Source organism: Luteimonas sp. S4-F44 (genome assembly GCF_022637415.1).
Taxonomy (GTDB): Bacteria; Pseudomonadota; Gammaproteobacteria; order Xanthomonadales; family Xanthomonadaceae; genus Luteimonas.
In genome coordinates, this window is the sequence record NZ_CP093340.1 from 3,591,201 (window position 1) to 3,608,792 (window position 17,592).

Annotated in this window: 11 protein-coding genes and 1 pseudogene; 5 read left to right on the forward strand and 7 right to left on the reverse strand. The window is 63.8% G+C overall.

Translation table 11 applies throughout. From position 1 onward, the window contains the following. Positions 1-573 precede the first annotated feature (573 nt). Positions 574-2,469 (forward strand): hypothetical protein, encoded by a 1,896-nt coding sequence (locus tag MNO14_RS16225; RefSeq protein ID WP_241944706.1) that lies wholly within the window; start codon positions 574-576, stop codon positions 2,467-2,469. A gap of 102 nt (positions 2,470-2,571) precedes the next feature. On the opposite strand, the gene MNO14_RS16230 is transcribed toward MNO14_RS16225, so the two are convergent. Next, entirely contained in the window at positions 2,572-4,020 is a 1,449-nt protein-coding gene (locus MNO14_RS16230; RefSeq protein WP_241944707.1) for a hypothetical protein, read from the reverse strand. Positions 4,021-4,396: 376 nt separating this feature from the next. Between MNO14_RS16230 and MNO14_RS16235 the strand changes: the two genes are divergently transcribed. Then, the gene (locus MNO14_RS16235) at positions 4,397-4,969 is read left to right on the forward strand and encodes a hypothetical protein (protein WP_241944708.1); all 573 of its coding nucleotides are present in this window, start codon (positions 4,397-4,399) and stop codon (positions 4,967-4,969) included. A gap of 475 nt (positions 4,970-5,444) precedes the next feature. Here the strand turns inward: MNO14_RS16235 and MNO14_RS16240 are convergent, their stop codons facing one another. Genes MNO14_RS16240 through MNO14_RS16255 form a run of 4 tightly spaced genes read right to left on the reverse strand, consistent with a single transcriptional unit; the run spans position 5,445 to position 9,875 of the window. Continuing rightward, positions 5,445-6,527, reverse strand: a complete 1,083-nt coding sequence (locus tag MNO14_RS16240) for a TniQ family protein (protein ID WP_241944709.1) — start codon at positions 6,525-6,527, stop codon at positions 5,445-5,447. Beyond that, positions 6,482-7,369, reverse strand: a complete 888-nt coding sequence (locus tag MNO14_RS16245) for a TniB family NTP-binding protein (RefSeq protein ID WP_241944710.1) — start codon at positions 7,367-7,369, stop codon at positions 6,482-6,484. The genes MNO14_RS16240 and MNO14_RS16245 overlap by 46 nt, the downstream gene beginning before the upstream one ends. Continuing rightward, positions 7,366-9,276 (reverse strand): Mu transposase C-terminal domain-containing protein, encoded by a 1,911-nt coding sequence (locus MNO14_RS16250; RefSeq protein WP_241944711.1) that lies wholly within the window; start codon positions 9,274-9,276, stop codon positions 7,366-7,368. The genes MNO14_RS16245 and MNO14_RS16250 overlap by 4 nt, the downstream gene beginning before the upstream one ends. Beyond that, on the reverse strand, positions 9,273-9,875 hold the full coding sequence (locus tag MNO14_RS16255; RefSeq protein ID WP_241944712.1) for a TnsA endonuclease N-terminal domain-containing protein: 603 nt from the start codon (positions 9,873-9,875) through the stop codon (positions 9,273-9,275). The genes MNO14_RS16250 and MNO14_RS16255 overlap by 4 nt, the downstream gene beginning before the upstream one ends. Before the next feature lie 65 nt (positions 9,876-9,940). Between MNO14_RS16255 and MNO14_RS16260 the strand changes: the two are divergent. Continuing rightward, positions 9,941-10,741 (forward strand): annotated as a pseudogene (locus MNO14_RS16260) (ATP-binding protein); the annotation flags it as partial. A gap of 20 nt (positions 10,742-10,761) precedes the next feature. Then, complete coding sequence (locus tag MNO14_RS16265) at positions 10,762-11,253, forward strand: GerMN domain-containing protein (protein WP_241944713.1); 492 nt, start codon at positions 10,762-10,764, stop codon at positions 11,251-11,253. A 319-nt stretch (positions 11,254-11,572) separates the two neighbouring features. Here MNO14_RS16265 and MNO14_RS16270 read toward each other — a convergent pair whose 3' ends face one another. Next, complete coding sequence (locus MNO14_RS16270) at positions 11,573-12,355, reverse strand: DUF4349 domain-containing protein (protein WP_241946371.1); 783 nt, start codon at positions 12,353-12,355, stop codon at positions 11,573-11,575. Positions 12,356-12,757: 402 nt separating this feature from the next. Between MNO14_RS16270 and MNO14_RS16275 the strand changes: the two genes are divergently transcribed. Continuing rightward, positions 12,758-14,854 carry a S9 family peptidase gene (locus MNO14_RS16275; protein WP_241944714.1) on the forward strand — a complete coding sequence of 699 codons (2,097 nt, stop codon included), beginning with the start codon at positions 12,758-12,760 and terminating at the stop codon, positions 14,852-14,854. Positions 14,855-14,981: 127 nt separating this feature from the next. Here the strand turns inward: MNO14_RS16275 and ligD are convergent, their stop codons facing one another. Next, on the reverse strand, positions 14,982-17,591 hold the full coding sequence (ligD, locus tag MNO14_RS16280) for a DNA ligase D (protein WP_241944715.1): 2,610 nt from the start codon (positions 17,589-17,591) through the stop codon (positions 14,982-14,984). Between the last annotated feature and the right edge of the window lies 1 nt (position 17,592).

The window sequence follows — 17,592 nt, forward strand, 5'->3', positions numbered from 1 at the left end:
CTGAGAGTTTTTCGACCGCGTCTAGCCATGCCTAGGTTAATGATGTGACCCGGAACGATTGAGAGATTGCACAGAGCGTTGCCATCGCACGCGGCTCCCACGCTTGCCTCCATACCATGCAATAGTGTCTCTGCGGATGGACCTTAAGATCACGCCTCTTTTGGAATCAGGACTTCACAACGCTATCCTCGGAGGAGAAGTGACTGGGAACTACGACAACAGCAAATCACTTGAGCGGCTAGGCCCATCGAACTTAGAGACCCTACTGGCAACATCGCCAAGGGACTGGAAGCAAGAAGACTGGCTCCGGGCGGTTTACATGGCTGATGACCACGGTGCGTCTCGTTACGAGCTACAGAGCAAGCTAAGCGAGACCTATTCAGAGGCTCCGAAGCAGTTATTGAGCGTGCTTGATTTTTTCGAATGGCGTGAGGCAATAACTGGTCCAATGATTGATACATGACCCTAAGCTAGCTGCTGCTACTGCGTTGCTCGCACCGTGTCGAGGTGTTCAACATAATTCGAGACTGGGTTATGTTGTGCGTCACCGGGGCCCTCACGCTCATAGCGTCCATGCCGATTATCGAAGAGTTCCCACCTGACAATGTCTACCGACTCGTCAAATGGGTGGACAAGTTCACGCTTCCGCATCTGACCACACGCTCGACTTCTGTTACCGTGCGGCTGCAACGACTTCCGTTTCAGCGCCATAGCGACCTGAATCGGCTCACGCGCGAGAGCGCTATTGCGTTGCTTCCTCTGGATAGGGCCGACGCGGGGCAAGCACAGTACACATCCGTGGCCGTACACGCGGGCCTTCTACCGCATCTGGCCATCGGCCGCGTGTATCGCGGCCAACGCCTTGTCGGCGAACTTCCCACCCGCCAGGCGACCCTCACTTTGGCCGATGCTGAGCTGTCCTGCCAAGAAGTCAGGATCGGTGAGGAGCTGCCGGCGCCTGCAGGATGGACCTATCCTTACAAGCTGCTGCTTTCGCGGGAGTTTGGCGGGATCCAGACCGAGTTCAGTGCCTCACGTTGCCTGGTCTTTGTTGATGCGAGGGGCATCGAATACGTCATTCCAAGAGCCCTGATTTTTCAAAGGTTCTACGCCATCCAACGCGAGTTGGCTAACGCCTTCACCAGCGGCCCTTGGTCACAAACCAGGCACCGGATTGTCTACGAGGGCCGGCTGACGTCCGGCTTGGAGACAAAGATAGATCCAGCCACGGGAGCGTGGCACGTCATACTGCAGACGCACGTGGACAATGACTTCGCGCGCCTGGCGGCGCTGCTTTACTTCGACAACTACGCGGCGGCTCGGGCCGAGTCGATTTACACCGGAATGCTGTCCGATCGGCGTGCGAACATGCACGCGCCCTGGTTCGCCAGCGCGCAGATTCCGTTCCGTGCAGAAGCCAAACCGCTGCGTTTGCAGGTTAAGGGTTTCATGCTGCCGCCGCGCTTGGGCCGCCGGGAAGGCGGTAGCAAGCCCGTGGTGTACAAGCAATCGTTTCTGGTGACCTCGATCCTGGGCAGCAGCTGGCCGAGCTATACGCCGCCGATCAGGGCGGGACGCTTGAACAGCGGCGACAAGGGTAGAGAGCAACTGCCCGCACAGGGTGACAGGCCCTACTCAAACCAGCTGCGCGCCAGGCCGGCAGGCAGCGAGCTGGTCACGACCAGCGCGACCGACGCCTCGCCTGCACACGGAAATGCCGTCACCCTCGAAGACACCTTCTCGTGGCTGGACGGTGAAGAGCCGGAGAAGCTCACCAAGGATCGCAGTCAGCTATACAGCGAAGGCGACCTTCATCCTGCGCCGCCGCCGCCCAGTGCGGCGTCCGGTGGTGAGCGCACACATCAGCATGGCAATGCTGCCCCGGCGCATCACAAGGTGCTAGTGCGGGATCCTGTTAATCGCTTCCGCTATCTACTCGAAGCGTTCGAGTTGTTGCGCACTGCGGGCGATCTGCGGCGCTACACCGTCTTCCAGCCAGCAACTCCATCGCAGCTGGCTCAATGTGGTGGCCTGAGCTGTTGGAATTTTCTGGGCGACACCGCACGGCGCACCGGCCGATGGCCGAGTTCGGGATGGCGCATGCTTGAGCGCGCGCGAGGAGTAGGCGCCGAGCGAACTATAGGCAAGCCGCGGTGTGTCCTGGTGGTCCGGATTGAAATCGGAACAAACGTCGGCTACTGGTTCGAGATCGAGACTAGGCCTACCGAAGGGGGCGTGCTCTCTCCCGTTGTGGCCAGCGCAGGGACAGACGAACAAACGACCGTGTCACATCTAGTCGAATCCATCGCTCGTGCCGACGGACGCAATCTCAGGCAGGCGATGGCCGCAGCAGCACATGAAATTGGCTCCGAAGCTGCCCAGTGCTACAAGCATCACTATAAGGGCAATAATAATTCGGAGATCGATCCAAATTCTCTGAGGCGCTTTTTGATTAAGTGGGGCAGCTAGCTTTTTTGCCTTCACGGCTCTTCAAAGCGCCAGAAGCGCCAGCGTGCGGTGACAGCACAGGCCAGTCGGACTTCCGAGTTGCGTGTCCGCACCTATCCGGAGCTAGAGCGCCGCTTGGGGTAAGAAGTGATTATCGAAGGTTTTGAGCAACGAAGAATCATTCACAGCCTTGACTGCAGCACGCAAATCCTCACCTTCAACGATTCGAAGCTCAAACTTGCTACTGTTAGCTTGTCGTGTTTTCTCGATGCGTTTGTGAGCTTCGGGCGAGAGTGCACCACTTGTCCAGAGTTCGAATCGCGGAAGCGGGCCTGACCAGCCTAGTTGCTGAAGATGGTGGCGCACGCGCTTGATGCGCGTGGTCAACCACAGACTCACTTCCTCATCGCTTACCGTCGTGCCAGGCGCTATGCCCTTACATTCGACCATCTGCGCCTCAATCCCCTCGTTGAGGTGATAGACATCCACCTCCGCGATTCCATCCTCCCCTTTGCAAATCCTGTTCAGCCGCACTTGCCCCGCAGCCCTCTTACGAATCAGCTCACCCACCAGTAGCTCGAAGAAGGCGCCGCGCATGTTGCCGATCGCGCCTTCCAGCTTTCCAAGTTTGGAGAAAAGCTGATCGAATTTTTCAGGGTCGATACTGCCTTTTGCAGCCTCACCAAGGGTCTTGACCAGATCGCGAAATCCATCGGCTACGTCTTTCCCAAAGAGAGACGCAGGCGTCGCTGGCATAATTCCCGCTGATCGCAGGGCTTTGAACGCGTCAGCGTCGTAACGCTGCGCCACCATGATGAACATCGTTCTACCGATATTCTTTAGTACTTGGATCGACCGCACCTTGTGCATGAAGGGCTCGACGTGAGCGAGCCTCGCATTTTCTATCAGCAGCACATCACAAACGACCCAGCCCGGCTTTACACCTTTACCTTTCGAGTGGGTCAGAACTGACGTGAGATAGCTGGGTGCGGTGAGATCCCATGCGAAAGGGCCAACGCGAGGCAGTTCCGTATCGCGCGTACGGACAGTGTTGAAGCTGACCATCGCCAGCCGCCGTAACCACTCCTTAATGCTATCGAGTAAGACGCTTTCCGCTACTAGGCGCGCGCGGGTGGTAGCTGCCAATCCATCCAAATCTATCTGATTCTTCTCGTACGTCTCCTTCCCCATCACACACATCCCCAATCCAGGCAATGGGTATCTAACTAAGACGTTGGCATCAACCATCCTGTCTAGCACCGTTTGGGCAGACAGCTGCTTCTTCTGCGCAATCGGCGCACCACATGCTCCTAGGAAATGTTCGAGTGGTACGGCTTCCCGCGCTTGTACAGAACCAAGTGCACGAGCGTATGGGCCATTGGTCGCCAAAATGGCTGCATGCAAGCGATCCCAGTAATGTGGGGAAGCGTACTGATCTTGGTGGTAAAGGAATCGAGCCTTGCGAGCAAATGGCAAGTAAGCAAGACGCTTGACCTGCGGCTCCCCTCGGCTGACCCGCTGGCGCGCAGCAGCCGGAGACAGGCCGCGATGGGCCACCAGAAGATCCGTCAACTCCGTACTCAAGCAGGGACCAACGGCCTTTAAAATTTCTGCGAGCACGCGCACCCCCTTTGTCACAGAGCGCTATTTATAACATTCCACTACGTGGGGCAGTCCTTTTTCTGCACGCCCTCCAAATAGCCCTTATTTATCAATAGCTTAAGGCGGAATATTCGTGTCAATCTCACCGCTATGTCACAGAGCTACGTCACGTCCGCCCTTTAGCGCACAGGCAGACCCTCGATCACGCGTCGTGCGATGCCGCAGGCGCGATTGAAAGCGTGGCCGGCGGGCTATTGTGAGCCAGGCGACTGACAAGAAAGCTAGAGGACAGAAGCGTATGGCTGCACCGCAAATCCGTTGTCTCGAACTAACCCGATTCCGCGGAATGGAGTCAGTCGTTTGGCGACCCGCAGCTGGTGTCAACCTGATCCTCGGTGGAGGCGACGTCGGTAAGTCGACGCTCTTGGAGGCCGTATGGCTTCTTTTGTATCCAACCAACGGCTTTGTTCTGAGCGACACCGACTATTTCAATCGCATCGTTGAAGACGAACTATTCGTTGAAGCGGTGATGTCGCTTCCCGAATCCACCGGGATCCATGATCAGTCTTGGGCCGCTTGGCCCTGGGAGTGGGACGGTGAAAATGCGGTGCTACCGGATCAGGACACCGACGGCCCCACGCGCGACCCCGTCTATCGTGTGCGGGTACGAGGTACTGCGGAATCGGATCTGGCATACGAGGTGGTGCAGCCAGACGGCAGCGTGGCGCCTTTTTCTACAGGCTTGCGCAGGCGCATCGGATTGGTACGCCTAGCGGCCGATGATCGCAGTGATCGCGACTTGCGCTTGATACAGGGCGGCGCACTGGATCGCCTTCTGGATGATCGAACGCTTCGATCGAGGCTAGGCAGGCACCTCGCAAGGACCTGCTCTGCCCCAGGCGTGCACGCCTCGCAATGAGGCTTGCCGCTGGCCAACAGACCAGCAACCACACGGTAACGTCGGCAGGTGCCGCAGCTTCGGTGCGTCAACTTGTTGCGGCATGCACTGCAGATTTTTTCCTCGATCCCTAGGCGTGGCGCCCGTGATAGGCGGACGCTCTCCACGCCGCACCACGCGCAAGGTTCTACCTGCAGGAAGTAAGGCCCGCATGAACCGCATACAGGCCGCCCGTCGACAAGTCGTGCCGCCTTTCCCTGCACCGGACGCTCGCAACGCAGGCATTTTCGGATCGCCCGTTCGCATTGCCGACAGAGGGGCTCAGTGGTGGCATGCCGATGGGTTCGCGTTGGCCGCGTGCAGCGGGCGCATGGAAGAGGAACAAAAACCCGCGCATAGCATGACGAGCAATACTCCGCTTCCTTGTGGAGGCGATGGGCATTGACGATCGTGCGGCCGCATTCATCGCAGTACCGCTGTCCCTTCGTATCGATGCTCATCTAACCGCCGCTTCCCAAAGCAGTGCCGCGCGCGTAGTCCGCCAATCCATACTACGACGCCGGTCATATTCCAACTTGGCTCGCAGCGCGTGGCGCTTCTTGGGCAGTGAGTGACGCGCCCTTCCTGCCGGTAGCTCTTCCACGGCTGATCTCAGCCAATCTGGCAACGAACTTCTCACGAAGCTGCGTTGCGTCAAGTTTTGCTCTTTCGCGATCCTCTTGAGCTCCAGCGGCCAGCTGGCCAACGCCTCGGCAACGCGCAGTACGACGTTTGCCCGAGGTTGGACGCGGGCAAGCTCAAATGAGCGCCGGCGTTGCCCTGCAGGAGCACGCGGCAAGGGTAAGCGGGGCGCCAGCATGCTGGCCAACACCCGGGCGCCTTGGAACAGGTCCTCGCGACAGACGGCCTGACCGCCGATCTCCCCAGTGCCGCCATGCAGGGCGCGCTCGAAGTAGGACTGCGCCCGCAACAGCGTGTCGATCGGCACGCTCGCATCCTGTGGAATCCTTCCCAGCACACGGCTGCAGTGGTGACACAGCTGCATCGAGAGCATCTGCCGGTGAATGGCCAGCGGCGCATCGCAATGGGGACAGGCGTCTTGCAGTAACCGCTGATGGCGGCTGCACACCACCATGAAGGACATGCGCCAGGCCTGGCAAAGGACCGGCCGCTCTGCCAGACAATCGGGGCAGTACTGCAAGCCCCAGCCTCTCCGCAAGCGATGATAGATGCCGACCCGATTGATCCAGTGTGCGGAGCCGCGTGCCGCGCCCTTGCTCAACTTGGCCTCCGCGCCGCAGAGTGTCATTTGCGCCACACGCGTGGTTGGCAACCCCGCCTTGACTCCGAGTGCGGCGATCAGCGAGTCCGATGCCGAACGATCAATGTCCCGATTCCAGACCGGAACACCCGGAAAGTGGAATGCGCAGAAGCGGTAGGGTGACAGACCATGCTGCTGTGCGGCCCTGACTAGGAAGGAGCTCAGCAGCTCCTCTTCCAAAGGCTCGACTGGCAACGGCCAACGCTTCTGGCTCACACCACGCGCGCCACTGCGTCCCAATCGCCTAGGCGCGTCCACCCCAAGTCGTCTAAGACAGGGGCAGTGATGCGCTCCACGCCGATGTTGATGGCGTGTGCCGATGCGGCCTTGAGCAACTTCACCGTGCCACCAATGGTGTCCCCTGCCATGCCATACAGCTTTGGAGCGAGCTCACGGCTGGCCAGCTGCGAGGGCTCGGCCAGCGGCAGCAGTTGCTCGTAGCTGGCCAGAAACCGCAGATACTCACTGTTGAGCTTCCACCGATCCAGCGCCGTAGGCTCAAAGCGCGACTTCATTTGTGGATCGGAGTTCAGCGCGTTGATAGCGGCCTGCGTGCCGGCCGCTACGATCGAGATCTTCAGCTCGTTGCTCAGGCCTTTGATGGCTGCCAGTAGATCGCCCGCGGCCTTACCAGCATTGACGAGATTGTTGAACTCATCGATCACTAACAGCCGCACGTTGGCGTATTGCAGGACGGACTTGGCCTGTCGCTTCTTGATCGATGCCGGATCCTTCTCGCGATGAGAGATCGCCAGCGACCAAAGCAATGTCGACCAGAACTCTGTCTCGTCCGGCGTCTCCGGCATTTCGATGCGCAAGATCGGTGCGATCGGCGAACCCGATTCCGTCATCTGAAGCGGATGTCGGTTGGTGAAGTGCTCGATAATCGAACTCTTGCCGTTGCCACTACGCCCGACCACCAGTAGGTTTGGCATTCGCAGGCTTCGCGGATAGGTCAACAGCTGATCCAGTTGATCAAGAACTTGCGTTGCCCGGGTGTAGCCGATCCAACGATCGGTCTGGCAGAACGTGATCCGCTCAGACTTTGGCAGCTCCAAGGCCTGCGCAACGGCCGGAGTGAGGTGGCGGTATCGCGTCATCGGATCAGGGAGACCTCATCGAAGGGACGGATCGGCTCTCCGAACGGATCCGGCTCGATCGTGGATGCTGGCGCCGACAGCTGCGGCATGGAAGGCGACGCCGCAGGCTTGGGAACATGATGCTTGGCCGCGGCCGGGTTGCGGGTGGCCTGCCTCCTAGCGGCCTTGCTCTTCCGCTTGGCCTCGGCAACCTTAGAGCGCATGCGCTCTAGGGCCTCGAAGATCAGATTCTCATCCACTCCCCTGCGTCCCTCAGCTTTCAGCCGCGCCTGGACCTCTCTCAGCTCCCACGCACTCATCGCTGGATAGCCGATGTTGCGGTACGGCACGGCCGTATAGCGCCCGTCCTTCGGGTCCAAGAAGTACACCTTGCTGATGTCCCGCGGATCGCGTCGAATCAGGAATTCGCGCTTGGCTTTGACATTGTCCGGATCCATCGCGCTGACGTAGGGATCAAGAATTGGATCGTAGTAACTGATGTTGTCGATCTGGATTCCGTACTGTTGCACCGAGCGATGGAAGAACGGCATGAAGTCCAAGTGGATCCGCAACGGGTCTTCCGGAATCGGGAACATACCGATGCCCGTGGAGTTCGCATCGCCCAGGATGCCCAGACTCCACTTGGTTTTGGGCGACATGCCCAGTTCTGAATGCATACGCTGGTGATAGACGTTGACGATAAAGTCGACCAAATGATTCTCGAACTCTTTGAGCGTCAGTGCCGCCATGGCCTCGGAGTCGTAGCCGCGGCGCTGTTGGGGGTTGGAAAAGGTTGCCCCTGGTAGCTTACGGAGCTGATTTGCCATGGTGCCCATGAGGCGCTCGATGTGGCCGCCAAAGTGCGGGAGCGTGACCGGGCGCCATTGCAGATCCATGCCGTACTCCTCGCAAGCCCGCTTGAGCATCTGGCCCCGGAACTCCTTGCCGTTATCGCTGTGGACCACACTCATCGAGCCCCACACCGGCCACTCACCCCCCACTCCTAGCTCGGCGAGATACTCCCTCTTAGGGCAGATCGCTTGCGCCAGGCACATGCCCACCGCAATTGCCGCAGGCTTCTCAAACGTGACGTAGATGCCCGCGACCATGCGGCTGCACACATCGATCGCCAGGGTCACCCAAGGGCGTCCGATCGGTTGGCGATGCACTTCATCCACAAGGATGACGTCCGCCTCGGTGTGATCGATCTGGACCACGGCAAGAGGATGGTTCGCACCTGGAAAGACGCCTTGGATCGCCTCGTAACGGTTACGCGCCACGTCCCGAAACCCACGGCGGCGTAGGGTCTGCGCAGGTTCCAGCGCAGCAATCCGGTTTCGGACCGTGTTTGCACTAGGCGCATCGATCTTGGCCAAACGGCATCGCCGGATCACTTCATCCACAACGTCCTGCTTGTTGTGGCGCTGCTTGCTTAGATAGATGTCCTCGATGGCAGAGCCAATGACCTTTTCCTGCTCATCGCGGAGTAACAGCGTGCCGCTTTTGCGGCCGCGCTTTTCTGGTACCAGCGCCGATACGTGTCCTGCGGCTTGGTACAGCTTCAACCACTTGTACAGAGTAGAGACGTGGACATGCACCTTCTCGGCGAGCTTCTCGGCCATCGCGCGTGTGCGAAGGGGATCTTCGAGCAATGGCTTGATCGCGGCGAATCGCCGCTGGGCTTCGGCCCACTCTTCCTTGCTGTAGTGCGCCAAGTCCCGCTCAACTTCACCTCCTGATTGCGTCGCGACCTCCGGTGCGAGCGGCGCAATCGACTCCACTCGCAGACGCTGGCTTTCGTGGCTTTCCAGATCGACTGCGAGCACGCTGTCCACAGACAATAGATGGGTGATGCGAAAACGCCGATCGCCATAACCGACCACCTGGCCAGGTTCTGCGCGGAAGAACGCTTTGGAAATTCCGCTCATGCGTTGCTTCCCGGCAGCCAGATGGGCGCGCTCATGGTGAGCGGCACATGGAGATCAGCACTGAGTCGGCCGCTGGCGATGAGCTTCCACAGCATGGGCAATGCGGTCATCCTCGACTCTTCGGCCCAATACGCCGCTGCCAAGAGCGCCTGCGGCGTGGTCCTACCAAGTGCCCGCAGCGTGTACAACAGCTGCTGCACATACAGATCCTGCTCGGGCAGTGCACGATAGCGACGCAGGAACCTGGCGTTATCCAGCAGCGCCGTTCGAATGTGGCGCTCAGTCACGAGCTTGAAGCGCCAGCCGTGATCCTGGCAGTACCGGACAGCGGCCTTGAACCGCGGGCGGTACGCCGACCAGTTCAAGCGCAGTTCTTCAGAGGGCTTCACCTCGTACACCACCGTGGCCACACCTGTCGCCAATCTGTAATCAGCCCGCACGTCTGGCGTGTAGCGACGCGTCGCCCCTTCATGCTGATAGTGAAGGGAGAAAGGCTGGACCTGGATGGCATGGACACGGCGGTCGAAGTCGAGCGCCAACAGCCAGTCACGCTCTAGCGACGACTCGAAAGCGGCGACCCCTCCGTCGCCCAAAGTCACGCGTCCCGTGAGGCTTCTTCGGCTCGTTCGTAGCTCGCGTGTAGGGGTGTCAGAACTTAGTCGCGCCATTAAGCAGCATCCCAGAAGCAGTCGCTTCTATTGCGGTGGCTCGTTCGTGCTATTTGCTGAAATCATCCGCGCCAGCGCCTTGATTTGCAGTACATTGAGTCTCCTAATTAGCTGGAATTCACAGCGGCAACGAACCACGCCCGGGCGAAATCTCGCTGGCGCACAACGGCGTGCTGTTCCTCGACGAACTCCCCGAATGGGACCGCCGCGCCCTGGAAGTGCTGCGCGAGCCGTTGGAGTCGGGCACGGTGACGATCTCGCGCGCCGCGCGGCAAAGCGAGTTTCCGGCCCGCTTCCAACTGGTCGCGGCGATGAATCCCTGTCCTTGCGGCTGGGCCGGCGACGTGTCGGGGCGTTGCCGCTGCAGCAATGAGGCGATCGCCCGCTACCGCGCCCGCATCTCCGGTCCGCTGCTCGACCGCATCGACCTGCATGTCGACGTCCCACGGCTGCCGCCCGCCGCGCTGCGCCCCGACGCGCCGCAGGGCGAAACCAGCGCCGCGATCCGGGTCCGCGTCGACGCCGCACGCGCACGCCAGCACGCCCGCGCCGGCACCCTCAACGCCCGGCTCGACCAGACCGCGACCGCCCGCCACTGCAGGCTCGCCCCCGCCGACCAGGCCCTGCTCGAACGCGCGATCGAGTCACTGCACCTGTCGGCACGCGCGATGCACCGAATCCTGCGCGTGGCGCGCACGATCGCCGACCTCGACGACAGTGCCGACATCGCGTCGAAACACCTCACGGAGGCGTTAGGGTATCGGGGGTTCGATGCAACACCGCCCGCCGCGGCCTGAGATTCGCGAAAGAGGATAGCATGCAAGAAATCCCAAAAGTGCCGCGCCTCGGAAGCCTCCTTGCGACGCAATTCGTCGCCAGCTTTCTTGTGCTGAGCCCCGTCGCGCAGAGCGCTTCAACTCCATTCGCTTCGAAAGAGATGCGCACACTCGACAGGGCGACCATTGACCGCATCACGCGTCTACTGGAAGAACGGATCGAATGCGTAATGAGAGATCAGGGATCGCCGGGCGCCACATTGCGCTCGGTGACGATCTCAACGGATGACGCGGTCGTCAGGGTGGACATTTCCAAAAGCTACCTTCCCGCGAACGTCGACTATGTGGGAGCCGAGCTGGAGGATCGGCTCACTGCGTTGCAGAACATCGTACTTGGCGTGATCGAGAACGCACTCGGGTACAGGGTGAGCCAAGTCCTGTTCTTGTTCGACGGTCGGCCACTCGAGTTCTATTACCCCAACGACTTCGCTACCCAGGCGCGCAGCGCAAGAAAATCGGAAGCCACGCGATGAGTCGGCGCATTGCACCTGCCTGCACCACGCCAGCCTGGACTTCAACCGCATGTTCGCGGTGGCGCATTGGAGCACCCAATCACTCGTCGCGCCGGTCTCAAGCTGGCGACGATGTCCGGTCCAATCGGACACCATGGTCGTGCGTCTGTTCTGCAGCCCCATGGGCTCTCAGCACCCCGACGACACCGATGACCGTGGAGGAAGACCGGACGCCGCGCCGGCACGAGATAGCCGGCGCGGCGCGAGACATCGCAGAACGGCACCGATACGCGTGGGGCACTGATCGCAGACGGCACGCAACGTCACCTGTGATATCGCGTCAGCTCCGCGCCGCGACCCGGCGGCGACGCCACGCACGCCAGGCGATCGCGACGATGGCGACAAACACCCACAGCGGCCAGAGCAGCGCCACCACGACGCCGGCGTCGAGCAGGCCCTGCCAGCCGGCGCGCAGCGCCTGGCCGATCCGCACGAAGAAGCCGGGGCGGTGCTGGGCGAACACGGCGTCGGGGTCCACGCGTTCGCTGTGCCGGACCTGCGAAGGCTGGTAGAGCGACAGGTCGATCGTCGCAAACGCGATTCGGTCCTCGACTTCGCGCTGCGTCACGCGGGCGTCGTCGCGGGCCGCAAGCGCGCGTTCACGGGCGGCGAACACATCGCCTTTGCGGTCCAGCCGGTCGCCGGTCTGCACTGCCTGCGCCAGCAATTGCTGCAACTCCTGGCTGCGGGCGTACGCCAGTTGCTGGCGCAGCAGGTCGAACTGCACGTCGCGCGCGTCGAAGTCGCGGCTGTCGAGGAAGGTCATCTGCTTGGCGAGCTCTCGCAGGAACGTCTGCGCGCGCTCGCTGGGCACGCGCACGGTCAGCTCGCCTGCAGTGGTGTACTCGGTCAGCTCCAGCAGCTTGCCGTCGCCGATTCGGTGCCGCTGCACGCCCTGGGTCTCGGACCGGATCCGGTTGGCGACCACGAAGCCGCCTTGCGCAGCGGCGAGATCCTCGATCGCGAGCGCCGAGCGGTAGACGTCGTCGACCGCGAACCGCGCCTGGGCGGTGCGGACGAAGCGGCGCGCGGGATCGGTCTGCGCCAATGTGCCGGAGGCCATCTGCACGGCGGCATCGACCCCCGCCACGGGCGCGACAGGCCCGGCGCCCGCTGCCGGGACGACATCGCATCGGCTTGCAGCGGCTCGGCCGGTGGCGGAGACGGGGCGTCGGCCGCGAACTCGGTGGCGGTCTCAGCCGACTGCTGCGCGCAGGCGGCCAGCAGCACGCAGAGCAGGCCGGTCGACAGCAGCCGGCGATGACGGAAGACAGGCATGGAGGTCTCCAGAAGGGGCGGGTGCATGGTCAACGCGCGAGGCCGAGCATCGGGGCTGATGGCGCGAGGCACAAGCAGGCATCGCCCCCTGCCATCAGTCACCCCTGGGCTTTAACGCGAAGCCAACATCTCGCGGTCGCCGCCCCGGTAGCGTCATGCGCGACACATCCGTCACCTGGGGATTTTGATGCGCCACCTGTTGCTCGCGACCGCGGTCGCGATGGGCCTTGCCGCCTGCGGCGACCGTCCGCCCACCGATACCACCGCCACCACGCCGGCCGCCCCCACCGCCAAGCCGATGTCGCTGGACGATGTGGAACTGATTCCGCGCGATGCGCTGTTCGGCAATCCCGAGCGCGCCGGCGTGCAGCTCAGCCCCGACGGCCGCTATCTGAGCTGGCTCGCGCCGGTGGACGGCACGATGAACGTCTGGGTGGCGCCGGCCGACGATCCGGGCGCGGCGAAGGCGGTCACCCAGGATGCGGCGCGTGGGATCCGCAACTACTTCTGGTCCTATCAGCCCGGCACGTTGCTGTACCTGCGCGACACCGGTGGTGACGAGGACTTCCATCTGTTCGCCGTCGATATCGACAGCGGGCGCAGCCGCGACCTCACGCCGTTCCCCAAGACCACCGCGCAGGTGGTCGGCATCAGCCATCGCCATCCCGATGCATTGCTGGTGGGCATGAACGATCGCGACCCGCAGTGGCACGACTTGTACCGCGTCGACCTGGGCAGCGGCGCGCGCGCGCTCGTAGAGCGCAACGACGACCGCATCGGCAGCTACCTGGCCGATGCCGATTACACGCTGCGCTATGCCTCGCGCTCGCGCCCGGACGGCGGGATGGACGTGCTGCGCCGCGACGGCGACGGCTGGGCGACGCTCGAAGACGTGCCCTTCGAAGACGTGCTCAGCACAGAGCCGGCCGGGTTGACCGACGACGGCGCGACCTTGTACATGCGCGATTCGCGCGATCGCGACACCGCCGCGCTATTCGCGGTCGACACCGCCAGCGGCGAGAAGCGGCTGGTGCACGAGGACGCACGCGCGGACGTCGGCGACGCCCTGTCCGACCCGCGCACCGGCGTCGTGCAGGCGGTGTCGGCGAACTACCTGCGCGAGGCCTGGACGGCGGTCGACGACCGCATCCGCGCCGATCTCGACACACTCGCGGCGATCGGCCCGGGCGAGGTCTCGATCAACAGCCGCACGCTCGACGACCGCCACTGGCTGGTCGCCTATTCGGCCGCCGAATCACCGGTCGTCTACTACCGCTACGACCGTCCAGCCAACGGCGGCGCAGGCACGCTGACCCAGCTGTTCTCCGGACGTCCGGCGCTCGAAGGCAAGCCGTTGGTGCCGATGTGGCCGCTGGAACTCAAGTCGCGCGACGGGCTGACGCTGGTCAGCTATCTCACGCTGCCCAAGCACGCCGACGCCGACAACGACGGCAAGGCCGACGCGCCGGTGCCGCTGGTGCTGCGCGTGCACGGCGGGCCCTGGTCGCGCGACGGCTACGGCTTCAAGCCGACGGACCAGTGGCTGGCCAACCGCGGCTATGCGGTGCTGAGCGTCAACTTCCGCGGCTCGACCGGCTTCGGCAAGCAGTTCACCAATGCCGGCAACGGCGAGTGGGCGGCCAAGATGCACGACGACCTGATCGACGCCGTGCAGTGGGCGGTCGACAGCGGCGTGACCACCGCCGACAAGGTCGCGATCATGGGCGGCAGCTACGGCGGCTACGCGACGCTGGTCGGGCTGACGTTCACGCCCGATACCTTCGCCTGCGGCGTCGACATCGTCGGCCCATCGAACCTCAACACCCTGCTGTCGACGGTGCCGCCGTACTGGGCGAGCTTCTTCGAGCAACTCGCCCGCCGCATGGGCGACCCGCGCACCGAAGCGGGCAAAGCCTGGCTGACCGAACGCTCGCCGCTGACGCGCGCCGATGCGATCACCAAGCCGCTGCTGATCGGCCAGGGTGCCAACGATCCGCGGGTCAAGCAGGCCGAGAGCGACCAGATCGTCGAGGCGATGACCGCCAAGTCGATCCCGGTCACCTACGTGCTATTCCCCGACGAAGGCCACGGCTTCGCGCGCCCGGAGAACAACACCGCGTTCAATGCGGTCACCGAGGGCTTCCTGCAGACGTGTCTGGGGGGTCGGGCGGAGCCGATCGGCGACGACTTCGCAGGCTCGAGCATCACCGTGCCCACTGGCGCCGACAGCGTGCCGGGGCTGGCCGAGGCGCTGAAGACGCATACCCAGGACGTGCGCAAGTAACGCCGGTTTGACGGCCCGTCGCCGCCTGCGCGGCGGCGGGCCGAGTTTCAGGAGGTGCGCAGTGCAGCGCGATGCGATGCACCGCATAGGACGCCTTCGACGTGCCGGCCGCCGCCTGCTGTTCCGATCAACGTCGCTTGCCCTTGCCGCGGGCCGCGCCCGGCAAGGTCTGGCGCAACGTCTCGAATCCCGCCCACGGGTGCGTGCCGAGCCGCTTGAGACGGGCCGGCGCATTGCGCAGCGTCCATTGGTTGCCCGCCTTGACCCGGCCCAGCTCCTCCCAACGCAACGGCATTGCGACCGGCGCACCGGCCCGCGCGCGCAGCGAGAACGACGCCACCGCAGTCGCGCCGCGGCCATTGCGCAGGTAGTCGACGAAGATCCGCTCCTTGCGGAACTTCTTGGTCGCCGTGGCCACGTAGGTCAACGGCTCGAGCTGCGCCAGGCTCTGCGCGAAGGCCTGCGCGAAGGGCTTGACGACCGACCAGGCGCAGCCCGGATCGAGCGGCACCACCACGTGCAGGCCCTTGCCGCCGGAGGTGCGCACGAACGATTCAAGGCCCACCTGCTGCAGCAATCCGCGGATCTGGCGCGCGGCCGCGACGATGTCGCGCCAGGCGATGCCCTCGCCGGGGTCGAGGTCGAAGACGATGCGGTCGGCGATGTCGGGCGTCTTGGCCTGCGCGCCCCAGGGATGGAATTCCAGCGCGTTGAACTGCACCAGCTCCAGGGCGGCCGCCGCGTCGTTGACGACGAGGTAGTCACCGGCGCCGCCCGATTCCTCCTTCAATCGCACCGTCTCCACCAGTTGCATGCCGGCGGTGTGGTGCTTCTGGAAGAAGCAGGCGCTGTCGATGCCGCCGGGGCAGCGGATCACCGACAGCGGCCGGCCGGCGATCTCGGGCAGCAGCCAGTCCATGACCGTTGTGTAATACGCGGCGACGTCACCCTTGGTCAGCGTGTCACCGGGAAACAGGATCTTGTCCGGACTCGACAGCGTCGGTGGCGCGCGCGCGTCTGCGGGCGCGCTGCGATTCCTTGCCTGCTTCGCGGGCGCGGCCGCGCTCGCGGCAGCACGCTTGCGGGCGGGCGTCTTGCTCCGGGTCTGCGTCGCCATCTCGTCGTCTCCTCCGGGGTCGCCGCGGTCGCTGTCGTGCAGATCCTCGATCGACTTGTCGGGCCGCACCGCCTTGAGCGAGGGCTGGCGCAGCAGGCCATGGCCGCCGGTGCCGCGCGAGAACACCTCGACCACGAAACGCGGCGCGAACCAGCGCGCGGCGCGCAGGTCGGTGTCGTTGGGCGGCACGTGGACCGTCGGGGCATTGCGCCCGGCCTTGCCGATGCGCTGGGCGATCTCGTCGAGCAGCGCATCGCTGAAGCCCGAGCCCACGCGCCCGGCGTAGCGCCAGCCATGTTCGGGATCGGGCCGGGCGAGCAGCAGCGAGCCGAACCCGCTGCGACTGCCCTTGGGCGGGGTGTAACCGACCACCGCGTACTCGTCGCTGGCCAGCTCCTTGGTCTTGCGCCAGTCGTCGCCGCGCCCGGGACGATAGCCGCGATCACCGCGCTTGGAGATGATGCCCTCGAAGCCGGCCTGCGAGGCCAGCTCGATCGCGGTTGCCGCCTCGCCCTCGATGTGCGAACTCCACGCCAGGTGCGCGGGCGGCGGATCGCCGAGGATGCGCTGCAGCAGCGCCTTGCGTGCGAACAACGGCGCCTCGCTGACATCGACCCCATCGACATGCAGCAGGTCGAACAGCACCAGCGCCAGTGCGCCCTGGCGCTCGCCCGACAACGTCTGTTGCAGCAGGTTGAAATCCGCACGCGCGCCGCGCCCGGCAATCAACTCGCCGTCGAACGCAGCCGAACGCAGCCCCAGCCGCGTCAGCGCCTCGGTGATCTCGGGCACCTTGGCGGTCCATTCGAGCGCGTTGCGCGACCACAGCCGCACCTTGCCGCGCGCGATCGTGACCAGTAGCCGGTAGCCGTCCCATTTGAGCTCGTGCAACCAGGCCTCGCCGGTCGGCGCGCGCTCGCCAAGCTTCGCCAGCTGCGGCGCGAACGGGCCGTCGGGCGCAGCGGCGCGGCGGGCGCCGTCGAGCTTGCGTGCGGCCGCCGCCCAGTCGTGCTTACGGCGCGTGGCGACGGCGACCTCGCGCTCGCCGCGCTTGCGCGTCTTGCCGGTGCCGGCACGCTTGGCGTCCTCGGGCGGCGGCGGCGCGATGTCGCCGAGCAGGTCGTCAGCATCCAGCTTGCCGGCGTACGCGTCGCGGTCCTTGAACAACAGCCATTGTTGTTGCCTGCCCGACCGGGCCGTGCGCACCAGGTGCCAGCGGCCCTTGAGCTTGCGGCCGAACAGCTCGAAACGCAGGTGGCCCTTGGCCAGCGCCTGCTCCGGGTCGCCGTCCGCGACCCAGGCGCCGGTGTCGAACCTGGCTACGTGGCCGCCGCCGTACTGGCCCTTGGGAATCTCGCCCTCGAAGCCGGCATAGTCCAGCGGGTGGTCCTCGACCTGCACCGCCATGCGCTTGACGTCGGGGTCGTAGCTCGGCCCCTTGGGCACCGCCCAGCTGCGCAGCGCATCGCCCACCTGCAGGCGGAAGTCGTAGTGGCGGTGGCTGGCGTGATGCAGCTGCACGACGAAGATCGCCCGCTTGCCGCGCGGCGCGGCCTTGCCCGGCTCCGGCTCACGAGTCGCGTCGAACCTGCGCTTGCGGCGGTACTCGGCGAGGGTCATG